Here is a 17,779-nt window from a genome sequence, read left to right on the forward strand (position 1 = left end):
GTGCCAAGGCATTCCATGCGGCCCGTGCCGGCCATCGTGGTGATGGGGGTCGCCGGCTGCGGCAAGTCGGTCGTCGGCGAGGCGCTGGCCATGAGATTGGGCGCCGTCTTCATCGAGGGCGACAGGCTGCATCCGCCCGAGAACGTCGCGCGCATGGCACGTGGCGAGCCGCTCACTGATGCTCTGCGCGAAGGGTGGCTCGACGCGATCGGCCAGCGCATTGCAGCATCGGTCGCCAGCGGGCAGGGCGTCGTTGCCGCCTGCTCGGCATTGAAGCGCAGCTATCGCGAGCGCCTGCGCGGTTTTCACAAGGACATCGTTTTCCTCTATCTGGAAATCGATCCGGCGACCGCGCAACGGCGTGTCGCTTCCCGCCAGGGCCATTTCATGCCGGCAAGCCTGGTCGACAGCCAGTTCGCCACGCTTGAAGCGCCGGCAGCGGATGAGCGGGCATTGACGCTCGACGCGACGCGCTCGATCGCCGACAGTGTCGCCGCTGCCCTTAGCCTGGTGGGCGAAGCGAATTCATGAGCCGGCGTCATCGTCGGCCGGGGCAACGCCCGATCGCTCGGTGAACCTTTGGTGGCTGGCCCACACCATCATCTGCTCGGGATGATCTTTCAGAGCCTCCAGAAGGCGATCGCGCTTGAGCAGGATGTAGTGCGCCTGCAACGCCATGTTCTTGGGCCCCATGTTCCTTGCCGTGGGCGCAGCTGTCGCCGGCTGCGCTGTCGCCGGCCTCAGTTCGGGGCTGATGACGGCCCGATATTCACGGAACGGAACCGTCTCGAAGGTCGACATGGCAAACAGCGCCGTCCCAGCCCTGGCGGCGAAATTCGCGGGCGCCGAGGCGAGATGGGTCCAGCCGCTTTCCCCCATGCCGGCTTCGGCAAAGGTCGAACCGGCATGGATGTTGTTGGTCATCAGGACGACGCCGTTGTCTTTCAGGATATTCTGCATGCGGATCGTCACCTGATAAGCATCGCTGCGTTCGAAAACGACCCGGCTTTTCAGGAAGTGGTTTTCGACGGCGACCATTGGCGGGTTGAGGAACCGCAAGCCGAATGTCGTGTCGGAGATGCCGTGAAAGTCGACGCTCACCTGATGGGTCTCGACGCCGGCCTCATACAGTGCCCGCTTGCCGATGATGGTCTGGGCGGTGAACTGGTCGCACCAGATGATGGCGCCCCGGCCACGCTTCAGCGCCAGTTGCAGGCCTTCCAGTCCCTCCAGCCGGATCGTCGGCGACCAGCGCGGACGGACCACATGCACCGCAAGCAGCAGGCGCCGACGGTGGTTTGCGGCGAGCAACGCCCTGAACAGTTTTCTTGCATCGATGCCTTTGCCAAGCACCGCTTGTGTCGCTGCGGCATAGCGCGAAAAGTCCTTGCGCATGTGGCGCTTCAGCCGAAGCCCGGACACCGAGCGGCAGATCGGCGCCCACCAGGCGACCGGCAATATTGCTGCAACACCGAGATAGAAGCCGAACAACAGGCTTTCGCGAAAATCCTTGTTCGAAAAACGGCGCAGCTTTGCCGGACTGACCAGCTTGCGGCTGAAGAACCGGACGGGCTCGGCGCGATCCGGCACGACGACATCGGCGATGATTTCGGTGCGGTAGGTGGCGGCGGACGGTCTTTTTCGATCGGCTTTCCCTGATTTTGCGAACCACGGCAGCCTCATCCGATCAGTCTATATCTGCGACGTCAGCTCGACCGGAAAATCGTCATTGTCGGCGTCGCGCATGGCGGCGAGGCTGCGATTGTCCAGCACCTCGGCGATGGCCTGGCGCACTTCCAGCATCATATGCCGGACCTGGCATGTCGCCTCGTCGCAGTCCTCGCAGCGCTGGTACTGGGTGCGGCTGGCGCAGGGGATAGGCGCCAGCGGCCCATCAAGGACGCGCACGACATGGCCGATCTTGATCTCGGAGGCCGGCCGGGCGAGGCGATAACCGCCTTCCTTGCCCTTGCGGCTCTGGACGAAGCCGGCATTGCGCAACTCGCCCAGGATGGCATCCAGGAATTTCTTCGGGATGTTGTTGGCGACCGCGATGTCATTGACGAATGCAAGCTGGCCGACCGGCAGACCGGACAGGTGCACGAGGGCCTTGAGCCCGTATTTGCCTTTTTTGGTAAGCATGCCCGATTCAGTTCATGAAACCCCAACCGCCCGCATCTGGCGGTTGTTTGTGTGCAAATCATGACGTTTTGATCGCGCGATGCGGTTTCGTGCAAACCAAGCCGTCGGATGGCAGGTTAAACACAAACGCGTTGATTCTTTGTAACGTTTTGGACGGCATGCCGCTTGGGAACTGCATTTCAAGGTATAAAAACAAGAAAGCCGGCAAACGGCCGGCTTTCTTTGCTAGGCTTAGGCAGAAGCTGTGCTTCGCCTGGAGATAGAAAACCCTTAACGGCTGCCATAGGTCTGGTCGAGCAGGCCGCCGGCTGCAAAATGCTCGGCCTGGACCTTGTCCCAGCCGCCAAAGACATCCTCCACCGTCAGCAGGCGGACATCGGGGAATTCAGCCTTGTATTTGGCGGCTACCGCGGCGTCGCGGGCGCGCAGGCCATTGAGGGCGGCGATGTCCTGGCCCTCCGGCGTGTAGAGGAAGTCGAGATAGGACTTGGCGAGGTCGCGCGTGCCGTGCTCGTCGGCGACCGTGTCGACGATCGCCACCGGAAACTCGGCCAACAGGCTGACCGAGGGCGTCACCTGCTCGAACTTGTCGTCGCCATACTCCTTGCGGATGCCGCGCGTTTCCGATTCGAAAGTGATCAGCACGTCGCCGATTTCGCGCTGCACGAAGGTGGTGGTCGCGGCGCGCCCGCCAGTATCGAAGATCGGGACGTTGTTGAACAGCTTTGTTACAAACTCCTTCACCTTGGCGTCGTCGCCCTTGAAGGCTTCCTTGGCGTAGGCGGTGGCGGCGAGATAGGTGTAACGCGCATTGCCCGATGTCTTCGGATTGGGGAAGATGACCTGGACGTCGTCGCGTACGAGATCGTTCCAGTCCTTGATGTGCTTGGGATTGCCGGTGCGCACGAGGAAGGACGGCAGCGAGTAGAAGGGCGAGGCGTTGTCGGGAAAATCCTTCTGCCAGTCGGCGGAGACGAGGCCTTTCTTGACCAGGAAATCGACGTCGGTGACCTGGTTGAAGGTGACGACATCGGCGCCGAGACCCTCGGCGATGGCGCGCGCTTGCGCCGACGTTCCGGCATGCGACTGATCGATGCTCACGCCAGGGTGTCCTGATATGAAGGCCTTGTTGACCTGCACGAAGAGTTCGCGGCCGACATCATAGGAAGCGTTCAGCAATTTGTCGGCCGACCAGGCTTGGGAGGATGCGAGCAACAGGCCGGCCACCGTGGCGACGCCAAGCAAAAATCGCTTCATGAAAACAGGCTCCTTGGAAAATGCCGCTTGTCGAATGTCTAAGGATAATCGGGCGATGCTTGGCTGCACGAGGCACGCAGGCCGGAGCTATGGTGATGGCATTAGAAAATACGTTGTCGAAACAGCCAGTCGGTAGGATTTTCTTCCAACAGAGTCTTTTCGACTGTTCCTGCTACGCGGAGGCAATTCTACCGGGCAGCAAACCATCTACGCTGCCGGAAAAAGCTTCCAGCGCCGCGGCCTGAACGCCACGCGGCTTTTCTGCGCCGCCGGGTGGTCGACGGGCAGTTCGATCTCGACGCGCTGGCGCTCGCCGCCGATTTCGAGTTCCACGCGCCTCGTGCCGGCGACACGGCGGCTGGCGGCGACTGTGCCGGCGATGCAGCCGCTGCAGCCATCCACCAATTCGACATCGTGCGGGCGGAAGAACAGCGTCGCTTGCCCTTCCGGCGCCTGCGGCGCGGAAAGCCCAATCGGCCGGTCGGCGATCCAGACCTGGCCATCCTCGACCTTGACCGGGACCGAGCTCGATTCGCCGATGAAGCCATAGACGAAGGGCGAGTTCGGCGTGTCGTAGATATCGTCGGCGGTGCCGACCTGCTCGATGCGTCCCTGGCTCATCACCACGACACGATCGGCAAGCTCCAGCGCTTCTTCCTGGTCGTGGGTGACGAAGACCGTGGTGTGGCCGGTCGTGTCATGAATGTCGCGCAGCCAGCGGCGCAGTTCACGGCGTACCTGGGCGTCGAGTGCGCCGAACGGCTCGTCGAGCAAAAGCACCCGCGGCTCGATCGCCATGGCGCGCGCCAGCGCCACGCGCTGGCGCTGGCCGCCGGAAAGCTGCGCCGGATAGCGCTTTTCCAGCCCCGAGAGCTGGACGAGGTCGAGAAGCTCGGAGGCGCGGCGACGGATCTCCTGCGCCGATGGGCGTGTCGGTCCATGACGGACCTTCAGACCGAAGCCGATATTGTCGGCAACCGTCATATGGCGAAACAGCGCATAATGCTGGAAGACGAAGCCGACATTGCGCTCCTGGATCGACTTGTGCGAGGCGTCCTCGTCGCCGAAGAAGATCTTCCCCCGCGTCGGCCGTTCCAGCCCGGCGATCAGCCTGAGCAGCGTCGTCTTGCCGGAACCGGATGGGCCAAGCAGAGCGATCAGTTCGCCGGACTTGATGTCTAACGAAACGTCGCGAAGCGCCGGAAACCGGTCAAACTCCTTGCGCACGTTGGCAACGCGAACTTCCATCGACAGAACCTTCTAATGTCCGCGCGTCGCGGCGATCTCGGCGCCGTAGCGCATCTCGAGAAGTGTTTTCAAGACCAGCGTCACCAGCGCCAGGCCGGCAAGCAGCGAAGCGACGGCAAAGGCGCCGACGGCGTTATACTCGTTATAGAGGATTTCGACGTGCAGCGGCATGGTGTTGGTCAGCCCGCGGATGTGGCCCGACACGACCGAGACCGCGCCGAATTCGCCCATGGCGCGGGCATTGCACAGGAGCACGCCGTACAGCAATCCCCATTTGACGTTGGGCAGTGTCACGTACCAGAAGATCTGCCAACCATTGGCGCCAAGCGAGAGTGCTGCCTCCTCATCGCCATTGCCTTGCTCCTGCATCAGCGGGATCAGCTCGCGGGCGACGAAAGGAAAAGTGACGAAGATGGTGGCCAGGACAATGCCCGGCACCGCAAACAGGATGACGATGCCATGCGCCTTCAGCCACCCGCCAAGCAAGCCTTGAGCGCCGAACAGAAGCACATAGACCAGGCCCGATATGACCGGCGAGACCGAAAAGGGCAGGTCGATGAGCGTGGTGAGGAAGGCCTTGCCCTTGAATTCGAACTTGGCGATCGCCCAAGCGGCCGAGATGCCGAAGACGACGTTGAGCGGCACCGAGATCGCCGCCACCAGCAGCGTCAGGCGGATCGCCGAGCGCGTATCGGGGTTGGACAGCGCCTCCGTATAGGCACTGAGGCCCTTCGAAAAGGCCTCGTTGAAGACGATGATCAGCGGTAGCAGCAGGAAAACACCGAGGAATGCAAAAGCCACGATCATCAGCACGGCTCGTGCCGTGGGACTTTCCGTCACCGCCGCCGACCGGCTTTCGTGATGCGGCGCGTAGGATTTGATCTCGGGGTCAGCCATAGCGCTTGCGGCTCCAGGTCTGCACCAGGTTGATGACCAGCAGCATCACGAACGACAGCGCCAGCATGATCGCCGCGATCGCGGTCGCCGCCTCGTAGTTGTATTCCTCAAGCCGGATGACGATCAGCAGCGGCGCGATCTCGGATTTGTAAGGCAGATTGCCGGCGATGAAGATGACGGAACCGTATTCGCCGACGCCGCGGGCAAAGGCCAGCGCGAAGCCGGTGACAATGGCCGGCGCGAGCCCCGGAAGCAGCACCCGGGAGATGATCTGGAAGCGATTGGCGCCAAGCGTGGCGGCCACTTCCTCCACCTCCTTGTCGATCTCCTCCATGATCGGCTGAACGGTGCGCACGACGAAGGGCAGGCCAATGAAGATCAGCGCGATGACGATGCCGAGCGGCGTATAGGCAACCTTGATGCCGAGCGGCGAAAGCAGGCTGCCGACCCAGCCATTCGGCGCGTAGAGCGTGGTCAGCGCAATGCCGGCCACGGCCGTCGGCAGGGCGAAAGGCAGGTCGACCATGGCGTCGACGATGCGGCGGCCGGGGAAATTGTATCGCACCAGCACCCAGGCGACGATCGTGCCGAAGACGACATTGACGGCTGCGGCGATGAAGGCGGTGCCGAAGCTGATTTCGAGCGCGTTGATGGTGCGGCGGTCGGTGGCGATCGCCCAGAAATCGGCCCAGCCGAGCGCGGCCGATCGCCAGATCAGCCCAGACAGGGGAATGAGGATGATGAGCGTGAGGTAGGCAAGCGAGAAGCCGAGCGTTAATCCGAAACCCGGAATGACGCTCGGCTGTCTGAACCGCCACCCCGCTCCTGCGGGTGCTGTGGTCATATCGTCCTGGTCTAGAGTTAGCTTACTGGGCCGGCTTGTAGATCTGGTCGAATATACCACCGTCGCCGAAATGGTAAGGCTGTGCCTTCTTCCAGCCGCCGAAAAGCGGATCGTCGATGGTGATCAGCTTGATCTCGGGCAGCTTGGCGAGATCCTCCGGCGGTACCAGATCGGGCTTCGACGGGCGATAATGATTTTTGGCGATCAGCGTCTGGCCTTCCTTGGAATAGAGGTAGCTCAGATAGGCTTCGGCGACCTTTCTGGTGCCTTTGGCATCGACATTGGCGTCGACCACGGCCACCGGCGGCTCGGCCAGGATCGAGGTCGGCGGATAGACGATGTCGAAATTGTCGGCGCCGAACTCGTCGAGCGCCAGGTAAGCCTCATTTTCCCAAGCCAGCAGCACGTCGCCCAGGCCCTTTTGCGCGAATGTCACGGTCGAGCCGCGCGCACCGGTGTCGAGAACCGGGACATTGGCGTAAAGCTTGCCAACAAATTCCTTGGTCTTGGCCTCGTCGCCGCCATCGTTGGCGTTGGCGTACGCCCAGGCCGCAAGATAGTTCCAGCGCGCGCCGCCGGAGGTTTTCGGGTTGGGTGTGATCACCTGGACGCCGTCCTTGACCAGATCGCTCCAGTCATGGATGCCCTTCGGGTTGCCCTTGCGGACGAGGAAGATGATGGTCGAGGTGTAGGGGGCCGAATTGTTCTCGAATTTGGTGCGCCAGTCTGGATTGATCTTCTGCGATTTCGAGACGATGGCGTTGATGTCGCCCTCAAGCGCCAGCGTCACCACGTCGGCGTCGAGGCCGTCGATCACGGCGCGGGCCTGGGCGCCCGATCCGCCATGCGACTGCTGGATGGTCACCGTCTCGCCGGTCTCGGCCTTCCAGTGGGCAGTGAAAGCCTCGTCGAACTGCTTGTAGAGTTCACGCGTCGGATCATAGGATACGTTGAGAATTGTGGTATCGGCAAACGCGAAACCGAGGGTGCCGAACTGGACGGATGTGGCGACCAGTGCGCCGAGCAGTTTCCTGAAATGAGGTTTGGTCATTTCCGCCTCCGTTGAACGCCATCAATCTACCGAATTGATAGAATTAAGATGCATTAAATGTTGCCTTTTTTGCCCTCTTGAAGCAATTTTCCGCCGGTCTTTGGACCTATGGAGAAATTTCTTCTTCGTGAGGCCGGCTGACGGAATCCGCGCCATCAGCCGATCTGTCTAGAAACCGTCGATGCTTCGACAAGCCGGCGCGAAGCGCGGGTGCCTCGCAACGCGCATCAAATGATATCCCGCTCTCCGCCGCGCTTCCGGAAAACCAATGCACTGAATCGCTTGGCGCATTCTATTCAACGAAGACTTTCACGCTGGCGGCGCGGCCGGCCGCATCGATCACGGTGAGCGTGGAATAGCCGGCGCCGTCCGGCTGCCAGGTCGCGGTGCGGCGACGGTCGATGCCGACAAGCGGTTTGCCATTGGCCAGCCAGCGGAACGGCGCGCGGCCGCCTTGCAGCTTAAGCACCAGCGGCGAGGCGTCGGCCGAGGCGGTGCCGAGATCGACGCGGGCGCCATCGGGTGGGAAGATGATGGTCGGCGCGGGTTCGGTCACTGCGGCCTGCGCCAGTCCGTCGGCGCCGGCGCCGAAGCGGGCCAGCGTCACCGGCAGATCATCGCGCTTCGGTCTGCTGACGCCGGCCGGCTGGCTGGGCAGTGGGACAGTGGCAAGGCCCGAGCGGACGAAGCCCTCGAACAGGATGGGTGCGGCCGAGACATAGCCGGACAGGCCCGGTACCGCACCGGCGTCGGGACGGCCGACCCAGACGCCCAGGACATAACGCCCGTCGAAACCGACCGACCAGGCGTCGCGGTAACCATAGGAGGTGCCGGTCTTGTAGGCGATGCCGCGCTGCATGGCCCCTTCGGGCGGCTTGACCCCCGACAATATGTCGGTGATCTGCCAGTTTGCCTGGCCGTCGAGGATGGTGGTGGTGGAGCGTTCGGCATTCGCCGGCTCGGTGCCGTCATGCAGCGTGTTCGCCTTGCCGCCATTGGCGAGCCCGGTATAGAGCTGGACCAGGTCACGCAGCGTCACGCCGACGCCGCCAAGGCCGATGGCGAGGCCCGGCGCCTCGTTGACGGGCAGGATCGGCGTCACGCCGGCCTGGCGGAAGCGCGCCATCAGCCGCGCCGGCCCGACCGCGTCGAGCACCCGGATCGCCGGCACGTTGAGCGACAGTTGCAGCGCCTGCCGGATGCTGACGTCTCCCTGGTAGCCCATGTCGAAGTTCTTCGGCCGGTAGCCGCCGAAATCAGCCGGACTGTCCTCGATCAGCGTCTCCTGCGCCACCAGCCCCTGCTCGAAGGCGAGCCCGTAGATGAACGGTTTCAGCGTCGAGCCGGGCGAACGGACGGTCCTGGTCATGTCGATCCAGCCGGAACGGCTGGCGTCGAAATAATTGGCCGAGCCGACCTCGCCGAGGATGTCGCCGGTGCGGGAATCGGCGAGCACCATGGCAACCGACAGGCGAGGGCCGAGCCTGGTGGCGGCGTCCCTGGCCACCTGCTCCAGCCCCTCCTGGACGCTCTTGCGGATCGTCAGTTGCAGCTTCTGGCCGGGAACGGCCTTGGGCAGCATCACATAGGCGGCATGGGCGGCGAGCGCCGGCAAGCTGCGCCGCAATTGCGAGACATCGTCGAGTGCGGCGCGTGCGGCCTCGCGTTCGCCGAGCCGGCCTGATGAAACCATGCGGGCCAGCACCCGGTCGCGGGCGGCGTGGGCGATTTTAAAATTGCGGTCGGGGCGCCGCTTTTCCGGCAATTGCGGCAGGGCGACGAGGAGCGCTGCCTCCGAAACCGTCAGCCGCTTCGGCTCCTTGCCGAAATAAGCTAGCGAGGCGGCGCGCACGCCTTCGAGATTACCGCCATAGGGCGCCAGCGTCAGATAGCGTTCGAGGATCTCGCGCTTGGTGAGCCGCCGCTCGATCTGGATGGCACGCAGCATCTGCTTGAATTTGGAGCCGAGGCTGCGGCTGTCGCGCGGCTCGATCAGCCGGGCAAGCTGCATCGACAGCGTCGAGCCGCCGGAGACGATATGGCCGCTGGTCGCGAACTGGCCGGCGGCCCGGGCCAGCGCCAGCACGTCGACGCCGTCATGATCCCAGAAGCGCTTGTCCTCATAGGTCACCAGCATGTCGACGAATTGCTTGTCGACCTGGTCGAGCCGGGTTTCGAGCCGCCAGTAGCCGTCCTGCGTGGCGAAGGCGCGCAGGAGCTGGCCGTCGCGATCGAGCACTTCGGTGGACACCGCAAGCTTCGCCGGCAGCGGCGGCGGAAAGGCGCTGTCGAGCTGCCAGAGTGTGGCTGCGGAGAGGGCCACAAAGCAAGCAAGGGAGATGCCTGCGATAGCTGCATAGCGGAGAAATCTTTGGGGAAGCATTGGCGCTGCCCCTCATCCGCCTGCCGGCACCTTCTCCCCGTATAGTGACGGGGAGAAGGGGACTGCCGCGACCCTCGGCGCGTTTTCTGCGACGTTCGAGGTTGGCGAAAACCTCGACGCGAGCGTCTTTCTCCCCGTCTCAATACGGGGAGAAATGCCCGGCAGGGCAATGAGGGGCAGCGCCATCGCCAGGACCATGATCGTCACCAACGGTGCCTTACGGCGCCTTGACCTCCATCATGCCAGTGGCGGTACGGGCCGAATATTGCGGCCGGTACATATCCTCCACCGTTGCCGCGGGATGGGCATAGGTGCCCGGCGTCACCGCGCGCACGACGTAGGCCAGCGTAATGTTGCGATCGCCATCGCCATCTTTCGGGTTGAAGGCCGCGACGAAACGGTCGTCGCGGAATTCCAGATGCGCGGCGTCGGTCTGCGCCAGCCAGGAGAAGTTCGTCAACTGGGCGCTGGAGACAAGGCCCGGATTGTCGATCTCGAAGCCGGCCGGCAACAGGTCGGTGATCAGCAGTCGCGAAGGCCAGGTGTTCTGCTCGTAGACCTTGAGCACGACGACATAGCGTTCGTTCTGCTTGGCCTCGGTGACATTGGCCTCGGTGCCGTCGAGCTTGTAGTAGGTGCGCCCGATAGTGAAGCCGTCGCCGCCGGCCGGCAGCGGCTGGATCGGCGAGGCGACCGTGGTGACGACCGCCTGCAACGGGTTGCCGCCGGTGTTGGCGACGGTCAGCGGGCTATCCGCCAGGTCGCTGCCGGCGAACTGGTCCGAATAGGCGCCGTTGTGCGGCGCGCCGTTGATGGTCAGCGCGATCGCATCGTTGCCGGCCTTCAGCGCGCGAGCCGCCAGCAGCATCCAGGACTCGTCCTGGGTGCTCGTCCAGCGGGCTTCGGCGCGCTCCTGGGTCACCAGCGTGATTAATTCCGGCACGATCGTCGGCACCGGTTTCGATTCGGCCGCAAGCGCCAGCATCGCCGCGCCGTCACGCAGCCGCGAACCGTAGTCCGAGCGGTAATAGTCGTACTCCGTGGTCGACTTGGCGAGCTGCAATGCCGTCTGGAAGGTTGCCTCCGAACGCTGCGTATCGCCGTAGAGCGCCAGGCTTGCCGCCAGCTGGGCCACGGCCATCGGGCTGGTGAAGGCTTCGAGCTGGGTGTCGGCATAATAGCGCAGATCGCCGACCGAGGCCTTCTTGTTGCGGGCCAGCACATAGAGCGCGTAGGCGATCTCGCTGCCGCGATCCTGGACGTCCTGATCGTAGCCGATAGAGTTCTGCAGATTGCTCAGCGCCTGGCTCATCGCCAGGGTCGGCACATCGTATTTCTGCTCGCGCGCCCTGGTCAGGAAGTCGGTGACATAGGCATCGAGCCACAGATCGCCGGAGCCCGGGCCCCACAGGCCGAAGCTGCCGGCCGAGGCCTGGTAGCTCAACACCTTGTAGATGGCGTCCTGGATGCGGCCGTGCAGGTCCGGGTCGCTGGCCATGCCGATGCCCGACGCCATCTCGTTGACATAGAGAAGCGGCATGGCGCGGCTGGTCGTCTGCTCGGCGCAGCCATAGGGGTAGCGGTCGAGCGTCATCAGGAGCGAGGGCACGTCGAAGGCGGCCGCCTGCGAAACGCCAACGCTGACGGAAGCGCCGTCGAGCAGGCTTGCCGCGAGAAGCTCCTTGTCGACGCGCAGCGACCCGCCATTGCCCTTGAGATCGACGACCATGCGGGTGATCACCGGCAATTGTGCCGGGCGCACCGGAACATGGAGCGTCTGTTCGACGGCGGTGCCGTCGGCATGGGCAAGCTTGACGGTGATCGAGGCGTTGCCCGCCGTCTGGGCGATCAATGGCACGGTCAGCGTCTGCCGCTTGCCCTTGGCGAGCGTCAGCTTTTCGGGGAGGGCGGCATTGCCGGTCGACAGATCACCTATCGTGTCGATGGTCAGCTTGTAGTCGCCGTCCGGGCCGTCGGTATCGGCGACGTCGAGCCGCATCACGGCGGCATCGCCGGGCGCCAGGAAGCGCGGCAGGCCGGCGGTGATCGCGACGGGATCGCGCACGATGACGTCCGACTGGGCATGGCCGACCGCATCCCTGGTCCAGGCGACGGCCATGACGCGCACGGTGCCGTTGAACTGCGGGATGTCGAAGTCGATCCTCGCCTTGCCGTCGGCGTCGAGCTCGACCGGGCCGGAGAAGAAGGCGACCAGCTTTTCGGTCGGCGGGCTGCCTTGCGCCTGCATATTGGCGCCGTCGCCGCCGGTGCGCAGCTTGCCGGTGGTGCCCAGCGAGCCGTCGATCAGGCGGCCATAGAGGTCGCGCACTTCAAGCCCCAGCATGCGCTGGCCGAAGAACCAGTCCTCCGGATCCGGCGCCTTGTAGTTGGTGAGGTTGAGGATGCCGACATCGACGGCCGCAACCATGACATAGGCGTTGCTGCCCGGCTGCACGCCGGCCACGGAAACCGGGATCGACAGCTGCTGGCGCGGCATGGTCTTGTCCGGCGGCGTCAAGGCGACGGCAAGCTGCTTCGAGCCCGGATCGACCTTCAGCCATTTGACGCCGATGGCGCGCGCCGGCATGCGTGTTTCCTGCGCGTCGCCCGGCCTGAACAGCGTTGCCGTTACGTAAGCGCCGGCGCCCCAGTCGTCGCCGACCGGGATATCGATGATGCTGCCGCCGGCCGGCACCGTGGCGGTGACGGTCTTCAACAGCTTGTCGGCGCCGATGGTGACCAGCAGCTCGCCGGCAAAATGCGGCGAGACCTTGAGCTTGGCCACTTCGCCCGCAGCATAGTTGTCTTTATCGAGGGCGATCTCGAGACCGTCAGGCGTTTCGGTGGTGGTGGAGGAGACATACCAGCCGGCGTCGAACTCATAGCTGGTCGCCGGGCCTTCCGGATCCGACGTCTCGATCTCAAGCCGGTAGCGGCCCCAGTCGACCGGCAGTGACACCGTGGCCTCGCCGTCGGCGCTCAGGTCGACCTGGCCGTTGGCCACCGCCTTGGTGAAGGTGACCGGCTCATAGTTCCAGGAATTGCTCGAGCGGTACCATTGGTAATTGCGTTCGACCTTGACCAGCGACCATTGCGCGCCTTTCAGCGCCTCGCGCTTGCCGTCGGGATCGACGGCGATCAGGCTGAACTTCGCCGTGCCGCCTTGCGGCACCTCGTCGCCGTCGAAATCCGGACGGATGCCGATCATGTGGCCTTGCGGGCGGATGCCGATATTGAGCGAGCGCTCGACGGCGCGGCCGCCGGTCTCGCGCATCCTGACCGTGACCTTGGCGTCTACGAGCTTGGTGGTCGAGGGCAACTGATCGACCGAAACCGGAAAGGTCGCCTTGCCATCCTCGCCGACCACAGGCAGGCCGGTGAACGGCGTCACCGAGGGCTCGGCCGACTGCTCGTCGGCAAGGCCGAAGGAATAACCCTTGAAGCGGTCCCAGTCGCGCGCGGTCGACAGCGTCAGTTCGCCTTCAAGCGCCAGGCCCGCGGCCGGCGCGCCATAGAGGAAACGGCCGTCGACGGTGACATTGGCGGTTTCGCCCTGGGCGATTTCCTGCTTGTCGGAACTGAGGTCGAACTCGATGCGATCCGGCACGAAGTCCTCGACCAGGAACATCTGGCTGGCGACCGCCGGCTGCTTGGGATCGGTGTGGATCGCCACCGTCCAGGTGCCACGCATGGCATTGGGTTCGAGCGGCAGGTCGACGGCATGGCCACCGGCCGACGCGCCATCGCTGACGATGCGGCGGTTCTCGACACCGTCGGGACGTGTGAAAATGAAGGTCAGAGGCAGGTTCTCGACCGCCTTGGCGGCGCCGTCGCGGGCAAGGGCGGCGACATGGACGTCCTCGCCGGCGCGGTAGATGCCACGCTCGGTCCAGGCATAGACGTCGAGCGCGCCCGGTGCTGCGCGCCCGGTGACGCCACGGTCGGACAGGTCGAAGCCGGCTCGGCCCATGTCGAGGAAGACGAAGTCGTTGTCGCCCTGCCTGGCCATCAGCACGGCCGGCACCATGCCGCCGTCGCCGCGCGTCAGGCCAGGGTTGAAGACGGCGCGACCCTCGGCGTCCGATGTCGCGGTGCCGAGGATTTCATTGTTCCTGGCCAGCAGCGTCAGCTCGGCGCCGGCGATCGGCTTGGCGCTTCCAAGCGAACGGGCGAAGACGTTGAGCCCATCCTGACCGGTGTAGGTCGACAGGCCGATATCGGAAACGACGAACCACTGCGTGGCGCGCGAATCATAGTCGTCGCTCTTGTCGTCGGTCGCTTGCGCGGTCAGCACATAGACGCCGGGCTTGCGCTGCGGCAGCGCCTCGTCGACCGGGAAGGACGTGGTGACTTCCTTGTTGAGGTCGCTGGCGATGTCCAACTGGCCTTCCCAGACAGGCGAGCCCATCTGGTCGGAAATGTTGGAGATGTCGTAGCCGTCGAGCTGGCGCAGGAACTGGTAGCCGGACAGAAGCTGGGCCAGCGAGCGGTCGCCGATGCGGTAGAGCTTCATCTTGGCGGCGTTCATGTTGACGGTGACGACCGGAATGCCGCGGCGTGCGCCGGCCGGCAGCACGAAGCTGTCGCCGGTGAAGCGGGCGGACGGGGCGCGGTCCTGGACATAGATCGACAGCACCACAGGTGCCGCGATCGTCTCGCCGATGGCCGCCGGCAGGCCGGCGCGGAAGGTCACTTCGTAGTGCTGGCCGTGCTCGAGCCCTTCGACGCAGATCTGCTTGTCCTTGGCCTCGACACCCTTGGGGGCGGCGTTGTCGACAGTGACGAACTGCGCATAGTCGATGCCGGTCTTGACCAATTCCTCGGAAAACTGCGCGCAGATGCGCGGTGCGCTGGTGTCGGCATCGACGGTGTGGTCGATGACGCGGAAGCCCTTGCGCGCCTTGAGGTCCTGATAGGCGGCGCGGACCCCCGGCGAACTGACCAGCGCGAGGCTCGCTTCGTAGGACAGCAGGGCCGGCCGGTAGAGATCGCGGCGGTCAAGCCCGTCGCCGAGCAATGCCAGCGCATCGGCCCGTGTCCTGGTGGTGCGCAGCAGCTTGTAGGCGTTGAAACCGGCGGAGGTAGCGTTTGCCGGCAAGGTCGAGGCCTCGGACGTGTTGGCGACCGGCTGCACGGCAAGCGTCTCGCGCGCCAGCTCCAGCCAGAGATGGCCATCGTCGGGCATCACCGAGACCGCCGCCTCGTATTTCTGCATGGCCGAGCGATGGTCGCCTGTCCGCACCGCCTGTTCGGCCGCCGCCCGCAATGCCGTCAGCCCTTCGGTCGGCTTGGTGTAGGCCGGACCGGTGAGCCCGTTGCGGTATTGCTGGGCCTGGTCGGCCATCCAGGCGGGAAAGAAGGCCAGTTCCGGCGGTGCGCCGATGTCGGGGTCTCCAACGACGTTGACGATCTTGCCGGCGACAGCGCCGTTGAAGGACTTCAGCTGGTTATAGTCGGATTTGAGGAAGCACCACTTGGCCTTGAGATTGTAGGTGAAGGCGCGGCAGGCGGGGTCGCCGAGGCATGTGGTCTTGCACTGGTCGAGGCTGACATTCTGGTCGGACCGGAGGTCGAAACCGAAATAGTCGGAATTGTCCGTCGTTGTGATTCGCCGCGCTTCAGCCGCTTGCGCGATGCCGCCCCAGGCGAAAAAGAGAAGGATAAGGATAGACAGACCACGAGCCGCGCGCATTGCCATAACACCCTCCAGACACTGCTTTCGCATCGGCCCGAAAATCGGGATCGATTTTCGGAAGGCACGATGCGACGCTTCAAACGTTCCCGGCATGTTCAGGCTTCACCGAAGCTTGTCAACACGGGACGCGGCAGGGTCCGCCTGCCAACGGTTTCCTTTCCGGCCGATGACCGGTAGTACCTCCATAGGACAGGGATCACGCTTTCTTGCGGCGACGCAGAAGGTGTGAATTCCAAGCCCGGCCCATTTCAGACAATTGGATTGTGGCCCCTTTACGAGCAATTCAGAACTTCATTCCAATTTTAGTTTTGCGAGTTAGGTTAGAGTTATAATGTTGGTGCGTAAAAGGCAGATGTCGGGTGGAGGAGCGTCACTGCGCGGGCTTTCGCGTACCCTGCTTTTCGCCTTGATATGCTGGGCCGCACTGCTTGCCGAAGGCCGAAATGCAACGGCTTTCGAGCTATTCGGCATCAAATTGTGGGGTTCTTCCAGCGACGAGGACGCCGATATTGTCGACCCGCTGCGCTATGCCGTTACCATCGATGCACCCGACGCCGACAAGGATCTCGTCAAAAAACTCGAAAACGCCTCGACGTTGAAAAACGACGAAGAGCGCCCGGTTTCCGGTTCGCTCGGGCTGTTGGCCAAGGCACGCGGCGACCGCGAACAGCTGGTCGCCGCGCTTTACGCGGACGCCCGCTATGAGGGCGTCGTCACCATCACCATTGAGGGAAAGCCGCTCGACGAATTGCCGCCCGACGCTGAATTTTCGGGACCACAACCGATACCGGTGGTGATCGGCATAGCGGCAGGGCCGAAGTTCACGCTCGGCAATATCCGGCTGAAGGGCGATGCGGCGGGGTTGGCGAGCGCCGATTTCGGGCTGATCGCCGGCGGCGATGCCGGATCCGGCGCCGTGCTCAAGGCCGAAGCGGCGATCGTGCGGGCGCTGAAGGCGGAGGGCAGGCCGCTGGCCAAGGTGACAGGCCAGGAGATCGTCGCCGACCACGCCACCTCGACGCTCGACGTGACGCTCACCGTGGCGGCCGGACCGGTCGCCGGCTACGGCGACACCACGGTCGAAGGCACCGAGAAGGTCGATCGCGACTTCACCGAATACATGACCGGCCTGAAGCGCGGCCGCCAATACTCGCCCGATGAAATCGACGACGCGCGCGACCGGCTGCTCGGGCTGGAAGTGTTCAACAGCGTCACACTTAAGGAGGCCGACAGTCTCGATGCCGAAGGCAACATCCCGATCGGTGTCCAGGTCAGCGAACGCAAGCCTCGCTATTTCGGCGTTGGCGGCACGCTCTCCAACACCGAGGGGCTGGGTCTGGAAGGCTATTGGGGTCACCGCAATCTGTTCGGCCGGGCCGAGAAGCTGCGCATCGAGGGCGCCATCAGCGGCATCGGCAGCAACGACCTGACCGAACTCAACTACAATGCCGGCATCATGTTCGAAAAACCGGGCGTGGTCGGGCCGGCGTCGAAATTCTTCGCCGGCGTCAAGACCGTCTTGGAGCACCCCGACGCCTATGACCATTTCTCGGTCAAGGGCAACACCGGCCTGTCCTACGAACTCGACAAGAAGCAGACGGTTTCCGCCGAAGTCGCGCTCGACTATTCGAAGATCCGCGACGCCTTCGGCAAGCACACCTATCTGATCGCCAGCATCCCGTTGCAGTATGTCTATGATAACCGCGACAGCCGGCTCAATCCGACGCGGGGATTCCGGGTGCTGGCCTATGCCGAGCCAAGCTACGACATTTTGAACGGCGCCGCCTTCCTCAAGCTGAAGGGCGAGGGATCGGCATACCAGTCGCTCGATACGGCCTCGAAATTCGTGCTTGCCGAACGCGTCGCCATTGGATCGATCGTTGGCGCCGGCCTTCAGGATGTTCCAGCCGACCGGCGCTTCTATTCCGGCGGCGGCGGTTCGGTGCGCGGCTATGCCTATCAGGGCATCGGCCCGAAGGACATTGACGGACAGCCGATCGGCGGGCTTTCCTTGTTCGAGACCTCGGTCGAGATGCGCATCGCCATCACCGACACGATCGGCGTGGTGCCGTTCGTCGATGCCGGCACCGTCTCGACCAAATCATTCCCGGATTTCGCCGACATGAAGGTCGGGGCCGGCGTAGGCTTGCGCTATATCACACCGTTCGGTCCATTGCGCATCGACGCCGCCGTGCCGCTCAATCGTGACCGCGGCGACCCCCATTTCGGCATCTATGCCGGCATCGGCCAGGCGTTCTGACG

At 63.9% G+C, this 17,779-nt stretch carries 11 protein-coding genes; 2 read left to right on the forward strand and 9 right to left on the reverse strand.

Annotated features, from left to right (window positions below):
- Positions 1-15: 15 nt before the first annotated feature.
- Positions 16-531, forward strand: a complete 516-nt coding sequence (locus AC0L2H_RS26415; RefSeq protein WP_473593030.1) for a gluconokinase — start codon at positions 16-18, stop codon at positions 529-531.
- On the opposite strand, the gene AC0L2H_RS26420 is transcribed toward AC0L2H_RS26415, so the two are convergent.
- The 9 genes from AC0L2H_RS26420 to AC0L2H_RS26460 form a co-directional block, all read right to left on the reverse strand.
- Positions 526-1,683 carry a hypothetical protein gene (locus AC0L2H_RS26420; RefSeq protein ID WP_473592988.1) on the reverse strand — a complete coding sequence of 386 codons (1,158 nt, stop codon included), beginning with the start codon at positions 1,681-1,683 and terminating at the stop codon, positions 526-528. The two genes, AC0L2H_RS26415 and AC0L2H_RS26420, sit on opposite strands and share 6 nt — an antisense overlap.
- 9 nt (positions 1,684-1,692) lie before the next feature.
- Positions 1,693-2,142, reverse strand: a complete 450-nt coding sequence (locus AC0L2H_RS26425; RefSeq protein WP_006202816.1) for an RrF2 family transcriptional regulator — start codon at positions 2,140-2,142, stop codon at positions 1,693-1,695.
- Positions 2,143-2,412: 270 nt separating this feature from the next.
- Positions 2,413-3,399 carry a sulfate ABC transporter substrate-binding protein gene (locus AC0L2H_RS26430; protein WP_473592989.1) on the reverse strand — a complete coding sequence of 329 codons (987 nt, stop codon included), beginning with the start codon at positions 3,397-3,399 and terminating at the stop codon, positions 2,413-2,415.
- A gap of 207 nt (positions 3,400-3,606) precedes the next feature.
- Positions 3,607-4,647 carry a sulfate/molybdate ABC transporter ATP-binding protein gene (locus tag AC0L2H_RS26435; RefSeq protein ID WP_473592990.1) on the reverse strand — a complete coding sequence of 347 codons (1,041 nt, stop codon included), beginning with the start codon at positions 4,645-4,647 and terminating at the stop codon, positions 3,607-3,609.
- A 12-nt stretch (positions 4,648-4,659) separates the two neighbouring features.
- Positions 4,660-5,544, reverse strand: coding sequence for a sulfate ABC transporter permease subunit CysW (gene cysW / locus AC0L2H_RS26440; protein WP_473592991.1), 885 nt, complete (start codon positions 5,542-5,544; stop codon positions 4,660-4,662).
- A complete protein-coding gene (gene cysT, locus AC0L2H_RS26445) occupies positions 5,537-6,388 on the reverse strand; it encodes a sulfate ABC transporter permease subunit CysT (protein WP_473592992.1) in 852 nt (283 codons plus the stop codon). The genes cysW and cysT overlap by 8 nt, the downstream gene beginning before the upstream one ends.
- A 22-nt stretch (positions 6,389-6,410) precedes the next feature.
- Positions 6,411-7,439, reverse strand: coding sequence for a sulfate ABC transporter substrate-binding protein (locus AC0L2H_RS26450; RefSeq protein ID WP_473592993.1), 1,029 nt, complete (start codon positions 7,437-7,439; stop codon positions 6,411-6,413).
- A 292-nt stretch (positions 7,440-7,731) separates the two neighbouring features.
- Entirely contained in the window at positions 7,732-9,822 is a 2,091-nt protein-coding gene (pbpC, locus tag AC0L2H_RS26455; RefSeq protein ID WP_473592994.1) for a penicillin-binding protein 1C, read from the reverse strand.
- Positions 9,823-10,039: 217 nt separating this feature from the next.
- The gene (locus tag AC0L2H_RS26460; protein ID WP_473592995.1) at positions 10,040-15,520 is read right to left on the reverse strand and encodes an alpha-2-macroglobulin family protein; all 5,481 of its coding nucleotides are present in this window, start codon (positions 15,518-15,520) and stop codon (positions 10,040-10,042) included.
- Positions 15,521-15,848: 328 nt separating this feature from the next.
- Here AC0L2H_RS26460 and AC0L2H_RS26465 point away from each other — a divergent pair, with 328 nt between their 5' ends.
- Positions 15,849-17,777 (forward strand): autotransporter assembly complex protein TamA, encoded by a 1,929-nt coding sequence (locus AC0L2H_RS26465; RefSeq protein WP_473592996.1) that lies wholly within the window; start codon positions 15,849-15,851, stop codon positions 17,775-17,777.
- Positions 17,778-17,779: the final 2 nt, after the last annotated feature.

The organism is Mesorhizobium sp. WSM4871 (genome assembly GCF_055811295.1).

What these genes read in the sequence shown, in the direction of transcription:
- AC0L2H_RS26415 (WP_473593030.1), top strand. Translation starts at nt 16, where the DNA reads ATGCGGCCCGTGCCGGCCATCGTGGTGATGGGGGTCGCCGGCTGCGGC.
- AC0L2H_RS26420 (WP_473592988.1), bottom strand. Translation starts at nt 1,683, where the DNA reads ATGAGGCTGCCGTGGTTCGCAAAATCAGGGAAAGCCGATCGAAAAAGA.
- AC0L2H_RS26425 (WP_006202816.1), bottom strand. Translation starts at nt 2,142, where the DNA reads ATGCTTACCAAAAAAGGCAAATACGGGCTCAAGGCCCTCGTGCACCTG.
- AC0L2H_RS26430 (WP_473592989.1), bottom strand. Translation starts at nt 3,399, where the DNA reads ATGAAGCGATTTTTGCTTGGCGTCGCCACGGTGGCCGGCCTGTTGCTC.
- AC0L2H_RS26435 (WP_473592990.1), bottom strand. Translation starts at nt 4,647, where the DNA reads ATGGAAGTTCGCGTTGCCAACGTGCGCAAGGAGTTTGACCGGTTTCCG.
- cysW (WP_473592991.1), bottom strand. Translation starts at nt 5,544, where the DNA reads ATGGCTGACCCCGAGATCAAATCCTACGCGCCGCATCACGAAAGCCGG.
- cysT (WP_473592992.1), bottom strand. Translation starts at nt 6,388, where the DNA reads ATGACCACAGCACCCGCAGGAGCGGGGTGGCGGTTCAGACAGCCGAGC.
- AC0L2H_RS26450 (WP_473592993.1), bottom strand. Translation starts at nt 7,439, where the DNA reads ATGACCAAACCTCATTTCAGGAAACTGCTCGGCGCACTGGTCGCCACA.
- pbpC (WP_473592994.1), bottom strand. Translation starts at nt 9,822, where the DNA reads ATGCTTCCCCAAAGATTTCTCCGCTATGCAGCTATCGCAGGCATCTCC.
- AC0L2H_RS26460 (WP_473592995.1), bottom strand. Translation starts at nt 15,520, where the DNA reads ATGGCAATGCGCGCGGCTCGTGGTCTGTCTATCCTTATCCTTCTCTTT.
- AC0L2H_RS26465 (WP_473592996.1), top strand. Translation starts at nt 15,849, where the DNA reads ATGTTGGTGCGTAAAAGGCAGATGTCGGGTGGAGGAGCGTCACTGCGC.